Below are 14,596 nucleotides of genomic sequence, written 5' to 3'. Positions count from 1 at the left end.
TGCCTGTCCGGCAACTACAGGGAGTGGGTCATGGGTCTGGTACAAGCGGTGAAGGGTGCAGTCGGCGGCGTGCTGGCTGACCAATGGAAAGACTTCTACACCGTGCCGACCGGCCTGCCGTCCACGGCAGCCCTGTTCGCAGCGGTGCCGCAGGGCACCAATGCCGGGCGCGGCTCGAACACCAGCGGCTCCTCCAACATCATCAGCAACGGTTCGAAGATCGTCGTGCCGGAAGGCTACGGCCTGCTGCTGTTCCAGGATGGCGCGATCACCGCCTTCGTCGCCGAGCCGGGTGGCTACGAGTGGCGCTCGGATGATCTGAACTCGCAGTCGATCTTTGCCGGCGACGGCCTGGTCAGCACCTTCATCAAGCAGAGCTGGGAGCGCTTCAAGTTCGGCGGCCAGCCGGGCTCGCAGCAGGCCGCCTTCTTCGTTTCGCTGAAGGAACTGCCGGACAACCGTTTCGGCACCCAGTCGGAAATCTACTGGGACGACGGCTTCCTCAACACCCAGGTCGGCGCGGTCACCCGTGGCTCGTACACGCTGAAGATCGTCGACCCGATCCTGTTCGTGAAGAACTTTGTACCGGCCAGCTACCTGCAGCCGGGCCAGGTGTTCGACTTCACCGACCTGGACAACGCCGCTGCCAGCCAGCTGTTCAATGAAGTGGTAGGTTCGCTGGCGCCGGCATTCAGCCTGTACACCAACGATCCAAGCAAGGGCAACCGCATCACCAAGCTGCAGCAGGACTCGCTGGGCTTTGCGCAGAGCCTGTCGGCCGCCGTCGAACAGGGTTATCAGTGGAAATCCGATCGCGGCCTGGCCATCGTCAAGACTGCCATCGTCTCGATCGAGTACGACGCCAACACCCGTGAACTGCTGAAGACCGTGCAGCGCGCCGATGCCTTGTCCGGCTCGCGCGGCAATTCCAACCTGCAGGCCAGCGTTGCCCAAGGCATCCAGTCCGCGGGTGAGAACGGCGGTGCCGCCGGCCTTGTCGGCGTGGGCATGGCGTCGGGCATGTTCGGCGCGGGTAACCTGCAGCAGCCAGCGACCCCGGCCGCTCCGGCTGCCGACGACCCGGTGGCCAAGCTGAAGAAGGCCAAGGAAATGCTGGATCTGGGCCTGATCACCCAGACCGACTACGACGCGCTGAAGGCCAAGGCGCTGGGACTGTAAGCAGACGCAGGACGCGCAACCACCATGTCCGATCCCAGAGACACGCCTCCGCCGCTGCCCCGATCCGCTTCAGCACCGCCGCCCCTGCCGGCGGCGGTGCTGGACGGGCCGGGTTCGCCGCAGGACGTCCCTCCCCTGCCCGGCAGCTTCCCGCTCGATACCTCGAAGCTGCCTGAGGCCATACGCAATGAGATCGAGGCGCCCGACCCGGTCGCCATCGATACCTCTGCGGCCGAACTGAAAGACGGCCTCAACCGCTGCCCGAAGTGCGGCGCTACCGACATCCGGCCCAAGCTGGGCACCGATATCCTGGTCTGCCTGTACTGCCGTCACGAATGGCATGGCGCACGGGTGGAGGAGGAGTTCGGGCTGGGTGAGGCCATCGACCAGCTGCGTGGCACCGTCATCGCATCGGGCGCACGCGATATCGATGCCGACACCTCGGCACTGATGACCTTCAAGTGCACCGGCTGCGGCGCCGAAGTCACGGTCAACACCGAAAGCACGATGACAGCGCGCTGCCACTGGTGCCGGCACGTGTTCGGCGTGAACGAACAGATCGCCAACGGCGCCGTGCCTGACGCCGTGCTGCCGTTCCACATCAAGAAGGAGGATGCGGTCGCGCGCATCCGCCAGTTCGTCGACAAGCGCCGGATGTTCGCGCTCAAGGCGTTCAAGGAGCAGTTCACCCCGGAAAACGTGGTGGGTGTGTACCTGCCCTACATGATCGTCGACGGCAATGTCAGTGCGGCCGTGGCCGGCAAGGGCGAGATCAAGACGCGCGAGTACACCCGCGGCAGCGAAAAGAACAAGCAGACCTACTACGACGCGGACATCTACCAGGTGGAACGCCAGGTCGACTTCACCGTGGACGACCTGCCACTGGAATCGTCGGCCGAGCGCGGCAATCTCGACACGCGCGCCAACACCAACAACATCATCAACACGATTCTGCCGTTCGACACCAAGAACGCGGTGAAGTGGAACGCCTCCTACCTGGCGGGCTTCACTTCGGAAAAGCGCAATCTCGACGTCGAAAAGCTGCGGCCGCGGTTGGAAGACCAGCTGCTGTCGATCGCCCGCGCGCAGGTGGAAGGCACGGTGCGCCGTTATGACCGTGGCGTGCGCTGGGAGCAGGAGCAGCTGGAGGTGCACGGCACCCGCTGGGTGGCCATGTATCTGCCGGTATGGCTGTATTCGTACCACCAGCCCGGCAAGAACGGCGGCATGCTGCACTACATCGCGGTGAACGGCCGGACCGGTGAAACCATGGGCAGCGTGCCCGTGCAGCAATGGAAGATGCTGCTGGCGGCGCTGACCGCCGGCACGATCATCGAAGCCCTCGCAATTGCCTTCCTGGTGGCCAGCACATGAGTGATGACAGTGGTCTTTGGTTGTTGGCTGCAGGCCCGGCCGGCGCGACCGCGCTGTACTGGGCGCTGTACCGGTTCTACCGGAACACCGACAAATCGCATTCGTTCGAACACGAAACCGAGATCGATGCCAAGCCGGTGACCGGCTCGGATCGTCGCGTGGACAGCATCAGCGGAACGCAGGAAAAGCGGATCCGCGGTGACAACGTGTATGAGTACCGAAAGCGGGTGGCGCGGGTGAAGACCGGCCCGGAATAGTCGACCCGGCCGGCCAAGGCCGGCCATGACTGTGGCGTACTGCCCAGATCCGGGCGCAATGCCGTGCCTATACTGCTGCCGCCCTGGTCCGGCGGCGCCTTCGCGCCCGTCGATCCGGGCGGCGGGGCTGGATGTCCCCGTCCGGCCCATGGCAGCAGTCACGGGCCCTTGCAGTGATTCGTAACCCGACGCGGTTGAACCAATCACCAGGGAGGACGCTATGCGTTACACACGCCGTGATTTCCTAGCAACCACTGCCACCGCCTCATTGGCATCGCTGTTCGCGCCCAGTGCCTTGGCCAGTGGCCAGAGCGCGACCGGCGCTACCGCAGTGGCGCGCTTCCACCGCTACAACGTCACCAGCCCGGAGGGCCAGCGCATGCTGGCCAGTTATGCGCGCGGCATCCAGGCAATGCTGGCGCTGCCGGCTGACGACCCGCGCAACTGGTTCCGCAATGCGTTCGTGCATCTGATGGATTGCCCGCACGGCAACTGGTGGTTCTATGTCTGGCACCGCGGCTACGTAGGCTACTTCGAACAGACCATCCGCGAGCTCAGCGGCGATCGCCAGTTCGCCATGCCGTACTGGGACTGGACTGAACTTCCGCAGATTCCGGTTGCGATGTTCGACGGTCTGCTGACCCCGACCGACAAGGCCTATACGCCCTACACCCGCAACCTGGCGGTGTTCACCCAGTTCATGAAGCCTGCGTTGCAGCGCCACTGGAATACCCTGGACAGTGGGCAGCGGCAGCAGCTTTCGCTACGTGGTTACAACAGCGCCGAAGACGTCTGGAACGACGTCACCGGCTACAACGCCAAGGAACAGACCGGCATTTCCGGCAATGCGGCGTACGCGGTTACCTGTGGCGCCCGTTATCTCTGGCGCGAGCATCCGGGCTTCGACCCGAAGACGGCCTCCGCCGTGTCCGCCGACACCATCCGTGCCGGCCTGTCACCGGTGGAGTTCAACAACCCTGACATCAGCCGCAGCTTCACCAGCTCGCGCACCACCTCGCACGTGCTGCAGCCCGATGGGGCCACCAAGTTCTCGGTGCTGGAAGGCTTCCCGCACAACAAGGTGCACAACTGCATTGGCGGTGTCGGCGCCATCGATCCCGGCCCCTACGGCAACATGACCAACTTCCTGTCGCCGCTGGATCCGATCTTCTACCTGCACCACGCCAACATGGACCGCCTGTGGGATGTGTGGACCCGCAGGCAGCAGGCCTTCGGCCGCCCGATCATGCCGACCGACGCTGCCGAACGCCGGCAGTTCATGGACGAACCATTCCGCTTCTTCGTCAATGGCCAGGGCCGCTACGTCGGCACTCGCCCCGCCGCGGAGTTCTTCTCGACCACCGCGTTCGACTATGACTACGTCTATGGCCGCGGTGTCCGTGCCGCAGAGCAGGCCGCAACGGCTCCGAACGCCGCGAAGGCCGCGCGGCTGGTACGCGGCAAGCGGACCGACGGCGCCGTGCGTGTAGCGGTGCCCAACGAAACGGTTCGTGCGCATCTGGCGGCCACCGGCCCGCGCATGCTGATTGCGGAGGTGACCCTCGAGCGCCCCCATGGACTGCACAACACGCGCGAGTTCGACGTGCTGATCAATGCACCGGCAGATGTCACCTCGGTGAGCGCGGACAGTCCGTACTACGCTGGCACGGTCTCGTTCTTCGGGCCGAGCATGGCAGCCATGGGTCACGATCATCCAACGACATTCGCCGTGCCATTGCCGCAGACGCTGGGGGCGCTGCGTGCGGATGCTGCAGGCGGCGGTTCGACCACCCTGGAGATCCGCCTGGTCGCCTCCTCGGGCCAGGCACCGCAATCGTTCCCGGTGCTCGACGCTGCGATCCTGGTGTCCCCGAACTAGCGGGTACCCTCGCCGGGTGGCGCCGCCACGGGGCGGCGCTGCCCGCGCCCGCACCTGCAATCGACGCAGCGAACCTACCCCGCTTCCTGGCCCCGGCACATCGCCAACGCGCCACGTATCAACGCCCGCATGCCACGATCAAACTCGGCCTCGGCCTTTTCCGGGTCATAAGCGCGGCGTGAGGTGTCCACCGTCTCGTGTCGTGCATACACCGTGTCGGCCAACGCCACGCAGTGGTAGGCCACGGTGGACAGCAGCCACGCGGCCTGTTCCAGCGGCAGGTCGTGGGCACGCGCGAATGCCGCATGGTGCTGGCGGATGCGCTCGACCATCTCCGATGTCTTTGCACCATGGCTGACCAGGAACGGTGCCAGGCCCGGGTTCTGCTCGACCAGCGTGCGCAGCGACCGATGGAAGGTGAACAGGTCGCCCTCGATCGTCGCACTCTTGCCCCTGGCCAACGGCGGCGCGTGCCAGCGCTCGAAAATCGCCTCGGCCACCTGCTCGCGCAGTGCCGCAAGATTGGCCACGTGCTTGTACAGCGCGATATGGCTGACGCCCAGCAACGCGGCCACGCCGACGAAGCTGAGCTTCGGCAGTGTCATCTCGATGCCGGCGTCGGCAATCCGCTCACGGGTGATGCTGGGCGGTCGTCCGCGCGTCGAGCTTTTCTTCGGTGCAGCCATGGCACTCCGGTGCGCGCATCTGGATGGATTACACGCCATGGTGGTCAGCGCCGGCGGATTGGTCAATGCGCCGGCAACCGCATTGTTGCGGCTACGTGAAATTAGTTTACTATGATGTAACTAATTCGCATTCGCGCAGTTGCAGGCCATATCCGATGTCCGACACCTCCATTGCCGAAGATCCGCGAGACCCTCTCCGCGGAGCGGACCACGATCGCGGCCTGCAGTCGTTGCGGGTCGGCGTCGTCGATGTAGCGCGACCGGCCGGCAGTCTGCTGCGGGTGACCGCGCAGCTGCCTGCGCAGGCCGATCTGGCACCCTGGCTTCGCGCGAACACGGCGGTGAGGATCGCGCTGGGTGCCACGTTCGGCGATGTCTCGCGCATCTATACCGTGCGCAGCGTCGACCCTGCCGCAGGTCGCTTCGTGTTCGATGTGGTGCTGCACGTATCTCCGGGGCCGATGCTTGCCTGGGTCGCTGCGTTGCAGCCAGGCGATACATTCACCCTGACCGGCCCGCGCCCGCATCTGCAGGTGCCACACAGACAGGGCGCCAGTGCGCTGTTGTTCGCCGACCAGAGCGCCATTCCCGCGCTGTACGCGCTGCTGCAGCAATGGCCTGAAGGCCTGCGCGCCGAGGCCTGGATTGCATCGGATGACCCGCTGCCGGTGGCCGAACTGCCTACGGTTGCCGGAGTGGTCCTGCACCGTATCGAGGCATCCTCCACAGCTGCACCGACGCCGCTGCTGCGCACCGCGCGCGCCCGCAGCACCAGCGCGGCAAGCGTGGTGCGGGCGGCCGGTGAACGCGAAGAAATGCGTGGGCTGCGCCGCCATTTCCTGCATGACATCGGCCTGGATCGAGCGGATGTCGCAGTCGCCGGCTACTGGAAACGCGGCGAGACCACCAGCGAGACCGACCAGCGTCGCCGCCGCAACTACGAGCGCGTACTCGCGCGTGGCGGTGGCCTGCAGGATGTCGACGACCTCGCCGACGACATCTGATCCGCCCCTCATCCACCCGCTCCATCCTCCGCGCCCCGAAGCACGGAGATCGTTCCACCGAGCCACAGATCGCCGATGTCCCCTGCCCGTCGCAGGGTGTTGCGTGCCCTCTGCCAGCCATCCCTGCAGCCCGCGTCGTCCTGCCCCCAGGTCATCGACGGCGCCGCGCTGGCCGAACGCACCGCTTCCCACGACGAGTACCCCCATGATCTGCCTGACATCCATCCCCACCCTTCCTCGCCTGCGCTTGCTGGCTGGCACCGCACGGCTGGCACTGCTGCCATCGCTGCTGGCAGCATCGCTGGTACACGCGGCCGAGCCCGATCAGGGCGCCACGCAGTTGCCGTCGGTGAACGTCCGTGCCGACAAGCTCGCGCCGACATCACCGTATGCCGGGGGCCAGCTCGCACGCGGCAGCCGCGTCGGCCTGCTCGGCGACCTGGACTTCATGGATACGCCGTTCAACACCACCAGCTACACGGCCGAGTTCATCGACAACATCCAGGCACCGGACCTGGTGCGGGTGATCGCGCTGACCGACCCCAGTGTCTACAGCAGCGGGTCGAGCGGCGGTATCACCGACTACTTCAACATCCGCGGCTTCGGCGTGGCCTCGTCGGACATCGGACTTGGCGGCCTGTACGGCCTGATTCCCTACTATCGGGTAACACCGGAGCTGGCCGAGCGCGTCGAAGTGCTGAAAGGACCGTCGGCGCTGCTCAACGGCATGCCGCCCGGCGGCTCGGTGGGCGGCGCGGTGAACCTGGTGCCCAAACGGGCCGACGACACGCCCTTGACCCGCTTCACCGCCAGCTACGGCAGCGATGCCCAGTTCGGCGGTCATCTTGATATCGGCCGCCGCTTCGGTGCCGGCAAGCAGTTCGGCGTGCGCCTCAATGCGGTGCACCGCGATGGCGATACCGCGACGCGCAACCAGCAGCACAGATCGCAGCTGGCATCGCTGGGGCTGGACTGGCGTGGCGAGCGCTCGCGGGTTTCGATGGATCTGTTTGCCAGCCGTGACCATGTTGATGGCCTGAATCGTGGCGTATCGCTGGCGGCCGGGCTGGCAGTGCCGCGCCCGCCGAAGGCAGACACCCTGTTCGCGCCCGACTGGACCTTCAGCAACGTCAAGGACCAGGCAGCGGCGCTGCGCTGGGAGTTCGACATCAACGAGCAGCTGTCCGCCCACGCGGCCTACGGCCATGGCCACACCGACTTCGATTCCATCGCCAGTGGCACCACGCTGATCGTCAACAGCGCGGGCGACTTCCGCAACAACTTTGCCCATCAGCGCTTCATCTACAACAAGGACACGGCCGAGGCCGGCCTGTCCGCACGCTTCCGCACCGGTCCGGTCGACCACGCGCTGGCGCTCAGCGCCGCGTGGTATCACCACGACTACAAGTTCGGTTTCCAGCGCAACCTGCTGCCGCGGGACTGGCTGACCAACATCCACGACCCGCAGTGGGGCCCTGCGGTGGATCGCAGCTTCAGCGACGCCTCGCTGCCGAAAACCGGCGAAGTGCGCACCACCAGCGTCGGCATCGCCGACACGCTGTCTTTCGCCGGCGACCGGCTGCAGCTGACCGTGGGCATCCGCCGCCAGACCGTGCTGAGCGACACCCTGGATGGCGCGACCGGCAAGCGCACCGCGCGTTACGATGCCAGCGCCAACACGCCCGCAGGCGCGCTGCTGTTCAAGGCCAGCGAACGCCTGTCGCTGTATGCGAATTACATCGAAGGCCTGAGCCAGGGCACCACGGCACCGGTCACCGCCGCCAATGCCGGCGAAGTGTTCCCACCCTACAAGACGCGGCAGCGCGAGATCGGTGCGAAGATGGATTTCGGCCAGTTGGCCAGCGCTTTCAGCGTGTATGAGATCGAGAAGCCCGGCTCCTACACCGACCCGGCCAGCAATGTGTTCTCGTTCGGCGGCCAGCAGCGCAACCGCGGCGTGGAATGGACCGTGTTCGGGCAGGTCAGCGATCAGCTGCGTCTGCTCGGCGGCATCGGCTGGCTGCAGCCGAAGCTGACCCGCACCCAGGGCGGCGTCAACGAGGGGCGACTGGCCACCGCCACGCCGCAATGGCAGGGCAAGCTCGGCGCGGAATGGGACGTCCCCGCCCTGCCTGGCCTCACCCTCACCGGCAACGCCATCAGCATGTCCAAGGGCTACATCAACGCCGATAACAGCCAGTGGGTGCCAGACCGCACGGTGTTCGACCTGGGCGCGCGCTACGCCACGCAGGCCGCGGGCCATCCGCTGGTGCTGCGGGCGAGCGTGCAGAACCTGACCAACAAGGCGTACTGGGCCGGCAGCCTCGGTTCTGGACTGGGCTCGCCGCGCACTGCGCTGCTGTCGGCCACCGTTGATTTCTGATTGCCTGCCAACCCGCGCCAGGTCCTCGCGCCTGGCGCGCTGGAGTTCGTTTCCATGAATGCTCGTTGGATTGCCCCGGTAGCCGCATGGCTGCCGCTGATGTCACGTATCGCCGCTGCACTGTTCGGCGGCTACGCCCTGGCCGCGCTGTGCAGCATCGCGGCCCTCGCATTGCCGATTGATCCGCGACAGGCCGTGTTTACCGGCATGCTGGCCAGCTTCCTACTGTATGCCGGCGCAGTGATCTGGGTATTCGCGGTGCGTTCGGCGGCACGGGCCTGGCTGGGGTTGGGGATCGCCGCCATGCTGTTGCTGCCGGCGGTCTACCGGGTCTCTGCCGGAGCAGCCTCATGAGCACATCGGCCGCCCGTGCGGCGATGCCGCGCGGCATCCGCCAGACCATGTCCGACCTGCACATCTGGGTGGGCCTGCTGGCAGGCTGGATTCTGTACGCGATGTTCCTCACCGGTACCGCCAGCTACTTCCGTGATGAGATCTCCCGCTACACGCGTCCGGAAATCAGTACGCCGCAGGCCCTGCCCGCTGCGGCAGACACTGCCACGCGGCTGACAACGCACGTGCTGGCCAACGCACCTGCAGTCACCCAGATCAACATCACCCTGCCCAGCGAACGTACGCCGTGGGCATCGGCGATGTGGGCCAGCCCGGGTGGACGCGGTCGCCACGGATTCGATTCGGGTCTGTTCGACGCCGTCACCGGCACGCCGCTGCAGTCGCGCGATACCAGCGGCGGTGACTTCTTCTACGCCTTCCATTTCAACCTGCACTACATGCCAGCGATGTGGGGGCGCTGGATCGTCGGCGTGTGCGCGATGTTCATGCTGGTGGCCATCGTCAGTGGTGTCATCACCCACAAGAAGATCTTCGCCGACTTCTTCACCTTCCGCTGGGGCAAGGGCCAGCGCTCGTGGCTGGACGGCCATGCGGCCGCTTCGGTGCTGGGCCTGCCGTTCCACTTCATGATCACCTGGAGCGGGCTGGTGATGCTGGCGGTGCTGTACATGCCATGGGGACTGTCGACACTGGACGACAAACGGCAGCAGGCCGAAGTGGTCAGCGAAATGCGGCTGTTCCTGCCACCACGTCCCGCCACCGGAAGCGCTGCGCCATTGGCGGAAATCGGCGCGATGGTGCGCCAGGCAGAGCATCGCTGGGGCAGCGGCAGCGCAGGCGGCATACAGATCCAGAACCCCGGGGATGCACAGGCTCGGGTGGCGGTGGTGCGCGCACAGTCCACCCGCGTATCCACCACCCCGAACTACCTGCTGTTCGATGGCACCGGTGGTGAGCTGCTTCTGGCAAAGGAGTCCTCGGGCGCCGCTGCACAGACCCAGGGCGTCCTGTACGGCCTGCATCTGGGGCGGTTTGCCGATGCGGCTACCCGTTGGCTGTACTTCCTGGTCAGCCTTGCCGGCACGGCGATGGTCGGTAGCGGTCTGGTGCTGTGGACGGTCAAGCGACGCAGCCAGCTGCCCGATCCGCAGCGCCCCTACTTCGGCTTCAGGCTGGTCGAATGCCTGAACATCGGCACGGTGGCCGGGCTGTCAGTGGCGATGGCGGCGTTCTTCTGGGCCAACCGCCTGCTGTCGGTCACGGTGGCCGGTCGCTCGGCGTGGGAAGTCCATGTGTTCTTCCTGGCGTGGGCGGCGATGTTCGTCCATGCCTTCCTGCGCCCATCCAAACGTGCGTGGGTCGAGCAGTTCGCGCTGGCGGCCATCCTGCTTGCATTGCTTCCCGCACTGACCGCGTTCACCACCCCGCATCCGCTATGGCGGACCCTGGGCGCTGGTGACTGGGCGTGGGCCGGTGCGGACCTGACCCTGCTGGCGTTGGCGATGCTGCATGCCTACATCGGATGGCGCACCTGGCGATTCACACCCAAGGCCCGACGGCCGCGCGCATCGGCCGCCCCGCAAGGCACATCCGTGCGTTCGGCAGCAGAGGTCGGGTGATGGTGCACGCACTGTTGTTCATGCTGTCGCTGGCAGGGTTCATCTGCCTGGCCCTGGCGATGGAGCGCCACCAGCGCGATCTGTGTGGCCATGCGTTCTCGCGCCATCGAAGCCGTCACTGGCGCATTGCCGGCTGGGCATTGCTGCTGCTGGCACTGGCTGCGGCAATCTTCGCGCAGGGCGTTGGCTTCGGCCTGGCCAGCCTGTCCGGGCATACCAGCGTCGCTGCGGCTGTCGTGGTACTCGCGCTGATGCTGCGTGCGCGACAGCGCCCCTGACCTGCAGCGGCGGCCCTGCACACCACCGGGACAGCGGCAGCGCGATCATCGGCCATCGATTCCACCGCCGCGCTGCCATGTCCCGTCCTACCGGCTCCCGCCTCGTCATCTACGCTGCACTGGCAGGCAACCTCGCCATCGCCATTGCCAAGTTCATCGCCGCCGGCCTGTCCGGCAGCTCAGCCATGCTCAGCGAGGGCGTGCATTCGCTGGTCGACACCCTCAACGAAGTGCTGCTGCTGTACGGCCTGCGCCGTGCCGAGAAGGCCCCCGACACCCTGCACCCGTTCGGCTACGGCCGCGAGCTGTACTTCTGGAGCTTCATCGTGGCCCTGCTGGTATTCGCCGCCGGCGCCGGCGTCTCGGCCTACGAAGGCATCCAGCACATCCGCCAGCCGGAGCCGGCCAGCAATCACGCCATCAGCTACAGCGTGCTGGGCATCTCCATCCTGTTCGAAGGTGCTTCATGGTGGGTGGCGCTGCGCGAATTCCGCCGCAGCAAGGGCTCGCTGGGATACTTCGAGGCGTTCCGCCGCAGCAAGGATCCGTCCACCTTCACCGTGCTGCTGGAAGACAGTGCCGCCCTGCTCGGCCTCGGCTTCGCCCTGGTCGGATTGCTGGCCGCGCAGCTGCTGGAGATGCCGGTGCTGGATGGGGTCGCCTCGCTGTGCATTGCCGGTGTGCTGGCGCTGACGGCGTTCCTGCTCGCGCGCGAGACCAAGGGCCTGCTGATCGGTGAGCCGGCCCACCCGGCGGTGGCGCAACGGATCATGGCCGTGGCCGTGACCGACCCGGATCTGCGCCGCGCCAACGGTGTGACCACCCTGCAGATGGGCCCGGAACAGGTGGTGGCGATGCTCAGTGCGGAATTCGAGGACGACCGCACCACGCCGCAGATCGAGGCCTGCATCACCCGGATCGAGTCTGCGGTGAAACAGGAGTTCCCGGAACTGGTGGCATTGTTCATCAAACCGCAGACACCGGAGGTGTTTGCCGCGCGCCGGGCCGCGCTTGATCGTCCGGCCACGGCGGAGTGACGCCGCGCTGGCGACAGCTTCACCGCGGACAGGCGATGATTCCAGCATGCCGAAGCAGACCGATCCAGATGCCACGTTCGCCGCGCTGCCCGTTGACGGTGCCCGGCTCCCGCGTGCCTTCTATCAGCGACCTTCAACGGTGGTCGCCCCCGAGCTGCTGAACAAACTGCTGGTGCGCAACGATGGCCGCGTGGCGCGCATTGTCGAGGTCGAGGCGTATGCCGGCAGCGAAGATCCGGCGGCACACTCCTGGCGTGGCATGACCGCGCGCAACGCCAGCATGTTCGGCGAAGCGGGCCATCTCTATGTCTACTTCACCTATGGCATGCACTGGGGCAGCAATGTCGTCTGCGGTGACGTCGGTGAGGGTGTTGCGGTACTGCTGCGTGCCGCCGCGCCGGTTGCCGGGCAGGACCTGATGTACCCGCTGCGCCCTGCCGCCCGTCGCGACCATGACCTGGCCAGTGGCCCCGGCAAGCTGTCGCAGGCGTTTGGCCTGGACCGGCGCTTCGACGGCGCTGACCTGGTGACTGCCAGCCACGGCATCACGATACTGGACGACGGCATGCCGCCGCCGGACGACCCTGTGGTGGGGCCGCGCATCGGCATCACCCGTGCCGTGGATTTCCCCGGGCGCTGGCACGTGCGCGATCACCGTCACGTTTCGGTACGCACGCCCCGCGCGGCAACGCGAAAGAGACCTGCATGAAACCCATCACTGAAGGATCATTGACACCAGCCTCACTGTTTCGCGCAACGGCATAACGTGCCGCGCCCTAGCGTGACCGCTGTGACCTGCCCTTCCCTGCCGGAGACGCAGTGCCTGCCATGGATGAAGCTTCCAGACTCCTCGAGATCGACCGCCTGGGGGTTCTCGATACGCCGCCAGAGCCCGTGTTCGATGCCATCGTTGCCGCCGCCCTCGCTGCCACGGGCATGCCGATCGGGCTGATTTCCATCGTTGCCGCGCAACGGCAATGGTTCAAGTCCAGCATCGGGCTGGGAGACGTTACCGAAACGCCCCGCTCGATTTCGTTCTGTTCGCATGCCATCGAGCAGGACGAGCTGCTGGAGATTCCAGACGCGAGGCAGGACCCACGGTTCGCCAACAGTCCGCTGGTCACAACAGGTCACCGGGTACGCCACTACGCCGGAATAGCACTGACCACCGCCCATGGGGCGCGCATCGGCACACTGTGCCTGCTCGACACGCTGCCCGGTGTGCTGTCCCCGTCGCAACGGGAATTGCTGGTCCATCTTGGCCGGGCCACCACGCAGGTGCTTGAACAGCGCAGCGCACTACTGCAACAGATCGACCAGGCGCAGGCACTGCATCGCGATCTGAAGCGCAGCGAGGACTTCCTGCAGCGGACCAACACCGCGGCCAAGGTTGGCGGCTGGGAGCTGGACCTGGACACCCGCGAGGTGCGCTGGACGCGCGAGACCAAGCAGATCCACGGCGTGCGCTCCAGCTACCAGCCCACACTCGAATCAGCCTTGTCGTTCTACCGCCAGGACAGCCGCAGCATCATCCAGACTGCCGTGCAGCGCTGCATCGACGATGGCACGCCCTGGGAGGTGCAGCTGCCGATGAGCACAGCCGATGGACGCAGCATCTGGACGCGGGTGGTGGGCAACCGGCAGCAGGTGGAGGGCCATCCGCGGCTGGTGGGCGCGATCCAGGACGTCACCGAAGAACGCGCGGCGCTGGACGCCCTGGAAACGAGTGAGGTGCGCTATCGGCGTCTGTTCCACTACAGCCTGGGGCTGATCTGCACGCACACACTGGACGGCTCGCTGACCTCGGTGAACCCGGCGGCGTTGCAGTCGCTGGGCTACGAGGAACGCCAGATCATCGGCCGCAACCTGTGCGACTACATGCCGCCCGAGCGCCGCGCGGTATTCAATGCCTACCTCAAGCGCATCGAAGCCAACCACACCGATACCGGCGTCATCGAGCTCATTGCCGCCGATGGAACGCTGCGCTACTGGGCCTACAACAACGTGCTCGACAGCGAAGGACAGCCGCCCTTCGTGCTCGGCGACGCCCAGGATGTCACCGCGCTGCGCCTGCAGGAGCAGCGCCTGCGCGAACTATCGCTGAAGGATCCACTTACCCAGTGCCACAACCGCCGCTACCTGCACCGGCTCGACGAGATGACCGCCGGAACGTGGGCGTGCCTGGTATTTGACCTGGACGATTTCAAACGGATCAATGATGCGCAGGGCCACCGCCGCGGCGACGCGATCCTGGTCGAGTTTGCCGCCTTCCTCAAGGCGCCGCTGGGCGCGGGAGAGACCGTGGTCCGTCTGGGCGGAGACGAGTTCCTGGTGGTGTTGACCGCATCGGCGTCCGAACGCCTTGCCCTGCTGGAGACCTGGTACGCCACCAACGCAGCGCAGTCGCCGACGGCGTTCTCGACGGGCGCGGCGGTCAGCGCGCCGGGTGAGTCCGTGGCTGACACCATCCATCATGCGGACAGCCAGCTTTATGACGCGCGCGCACGGGTGCGCAGGCAGCGGCGCGACGAATAGCAACAGCGTCT

General features: G+C 66.3%; 13 protein-coding genes. 12 read left to right on the top strand and 1 reads right to left on the bottom strand.

All coding sequences use genetic code 11. The features are described from left to right. The first annotated feature begins 30 nt into the window (after positions 1–30). The 4 genes from GIW57_RS11410 (at position 31) to GIW57_RS11395 (ending at position 4,689) form a co-directional block, all read left to right on the top strand. Positions 31–1,179 carry an SPFH domain-containing protein gene (locus GIW57_RS11410; protein ID WP_089235748.1) on the top strand — a complete coding sequence of 383 codons (1,149 nt, stop codon included), beginning with the start codon at positions 31–33 and terminating at the stop codon, positions 1,177–1,179. 24 nt (positions 1,180–1,203) lie between these two features. Next, positions 1,204–2,553 carry a hypothetical protein gene (locus GIW57_RS11405; RefSeq protein WP_100465506.1) on the top strand — a complete coding sequence of 450 codons (1,350 nt, stop codon included), beginning with the start codon at positions 1,204–1,206 and terminating at the stop codon, positions 2,551–2,553. After that, positions 2,550–2,810, top strand: coding sequence for a hypothetical protein (locus tag GIW57_RS11400; RefSeq protein WP_099818559.1), 261 nt, complete (start codon positions 2,550–2,552; stop codon positions 2,808–2,810). The genes GIW57_RS11405 and GIW57_RS11400 overlap by 4 nt, the downstream gene beginning before the upstream one ends. 220 nt (positions 2,811–3,030) lie before the next feature. Next, the gene (locus GIW57_RS11395; protein ID WP_236510828.1) at positions 3,031–4,689 is read left to right on the top strand and encodes a tyrosinase family protein; all 1,659 of its coding nucleotides are present in this window, start codon (positions 3,031–3,033) and stop codon (positions 4,687–4,689) included. Positions 4,690–4,763: 74 nt separating this feature from the next. Here the strand turns inward: GIW57_RS11395 and GIW57_RS11390 are convergent, their stop codons facing one another. Then, positions 4,764–5,375, bottom strand: coding sequence for a TetR/AcrR family transcriptional regulator (locus tag GIW57_RS11390; protein ID WP_236510824.1), 612 nt, complete (start codon positions 5,373–5,375; stop codon positions 4,764–4,766). Between the two features lie 155 nt (positions 5,376–5,530). On the opposite strand from GIW57_RS11390, the gene GIW57_RS11385 reads away from it, so the two are divergent. From GIW57_RS11385 to GIW57_RS11350, 8 genes are all read left to right on the top strand, one after another. Then, the gene (locus tag GIW57_RS11385; protein WP_236510821.1) at positions 5,531–6,379 is read left to right on the top strand and encodes a siderophore-interacting protein; all 849 of its coding nucleotides are present in this window, start codon (positions 5,531–5,533) and stop codon (positions 6,377–6,379) included. A gap of 205 nt (positions 6,380–6,584) precedes the next feature. Next, positions 6,585–8,762, top strand: coding sequence for a TonB-dependent siderophore receptor (locus GIW57_RS11380; RefSeq protein ID WP_236510818.1), 2,178 nt, complete (start codon positions 6,585–6,587; stop codon positions 8,760–8,762). 54 nt (positions 8,763–8,816) lie between these two features. After that, positions 8,817–9,116: a DUF3649 domain-containing protein gene (locus GIW57_RS11375; protein ID WP_236510815.1), complete on the top strand. Its 300-nt coding sequence runs from the start codon at positions 8,817–8,819 to the stop codon at positions 9,114–9,116. After that, positions 9,113–10,735 carry a PepSY-associated TM helix domain-containing protein gene (locus tag GIW57_RS11370; protein ID WP_236510812.1) on the top strand — a complete coding sequence of 541 codons (1,623 nt, stop codon included), beginning with the start codon at positions 9,113–9,115 and terminating at the stop codon, positions 10,733–10,735. The genes GIW57_RS11375 and GIW57_RS11370 overlap by 4 nt, the downstream gene beginning before the upstream one ends. Then, complete coding sequence (locus GIW57_RS11365) at positions 10,735–11,013, top strand: DUF3325 domain-containing protein (protein ID WP_100465512.1); 279 nt, start codon at positions 10,735–10,737, stop codon at positions 11,011–11,013. The genes GIW57_RS11370 and GIW57_RS11365 overlap by 1 nt, the downstream gene beginning before the upstream one ends. Before the next feature lie 77 nt (positions 11,014–11,090). Then, a complete protein-coding gene (locus tag GIW57_RS11360) occupies positions 11,091–12,050 on the top strand; it encodes a cation diffusion facilitator family transporter (protein ID WP_236510809.1) in 960 nt (319 codons plus the stop codon). Positions 12,051–12,096: 46 nt separating this feature from the next. Further along, positions 12,097–12,759, top strand: a complete 663-nt coding sequence (locus GIW57_RS11355) for a DNA-3-methyladenine glycosylase (RefSeq protein WP_236510807.1) — start codon at positions 12,097–12,099, stop codon at positions 12,757–12,759. A gap of 119 nt (positions 12,760–12,878) precedes the next feature. Beyond that, entirely contained in the window at positions 12,879–14,585 is a 1,707-nt protein-coding gene (locus tag GIW57_RS11350; protein WP_236510804.1) for a PAS domain S-box protein, read from the top strand. The last annotated feature ends 11 nt before the right edge of the window (positions 14,586–14,596 follow it).

The sequence above is a fragment of the Stenotrophomonas sp. PA-6-5C genome (assembly GCF_021605635.1).
GTDB classification, from domain to species: Bacteria; Pseudomonadota; Gammaproteobacteria; order Xanthomonadales; family Xanthomonadaceae; genus Stenotrophomonas; species Stenotrophomonas lactitubi.
Note: the sequence above shows the minus strand (reverse complement) of the source record. Positions and strands in the feature narration are given on the sequence as shown.

Coding starts and splice junctions, on each gene's coding strand:
- GIW57_RS11410 (WP_089235748.1), top strand. CDS start 31: ATGGGTCTGGTACAAGCGGTGAAGGGTGCAGTCGGCGGCGTGCTGGCT.
- GIW57_RS11405 (WP_100465506.1), top strand. CDS start 1,204: ATGTCCGATCCCAGAGACACGCCTCCGCCGCTGCCCCGATCCGCTTCA.
- GIW57_RS11400 (WP_099818559.1), top strand. CDS start 2,550: ATGAGTGATGACAGTGGTCTTTGGTTGTTGGCTGCAGGCCCGGCCGGC.
- GIW57_RS11395 (WP_236510828.1), top strand. CDS start 3,031: ATGCGTTACACACGCCGTGATTTCCTAGCAACCACTGCCACCGCCTCA.
- GIW57_RS11390 (WP_236510824.1), bottom strand. CDS start 5,375: ATGGCTGCACCGAAGAAAAGCTCGACGCGCGGACGACCGCCCAGCATC.
- GIW57_RS11385 (WP_236510821.1), top strand. CDS start 5,531: ATGTCCGACACCTCCATTGCCGAAGATCCGCGAGACCCTCTCCGCGGA.
- GIW57_RS11380 (WP_236510818.1), top strand. CDS start 6,585: ATGATCTGCCTGACATCCATCCCCACCCTTCCTCGCCTGCGCTTGCTG.
- GIW57_RS11375 (WP_236510815.1), top strand. CDS start 8,817: ATGAATGCTCGTTGGATTGCCCCGGTAGCCGCATGGCTGCCGCTGATG.
- GIW57_RS11370 (WP_236510812.1), top strand. CDS start 9,113: ATGAGCACATCGGCCGCCCGTGCGGCGATGCCGCGCGGCATCCGCCAG.
- GIW57_RS11365 (WP_100465512.1), top strand. CDS start 10,735: ATGGTGCACGCACTGTTGTTCATGCTGTCGCTGGCAGGGTTCATCTGC.
- GIW57_RS11360 (WP_236510809.1), top strand. CDS start 11,091: ATGTCCCGTCCTACCGGCTCCCGCCTCGTCATCTACGCTGCACTGGCA.
- GIW57_RS11355 (WP_236510807.1), top strand. CDS start 12,097: ATGCCGAAGCAGACCGATCCAGATGCCACGTTCGCCGCGCTGCCCGTT.
- GIW57_RS11350 (WP_236510804.1), top strand. CDS start 12,879: ATGGATGAAGCTTCCAGACTCCTCGAGATCGACCGCCTGGGGGTTCTC.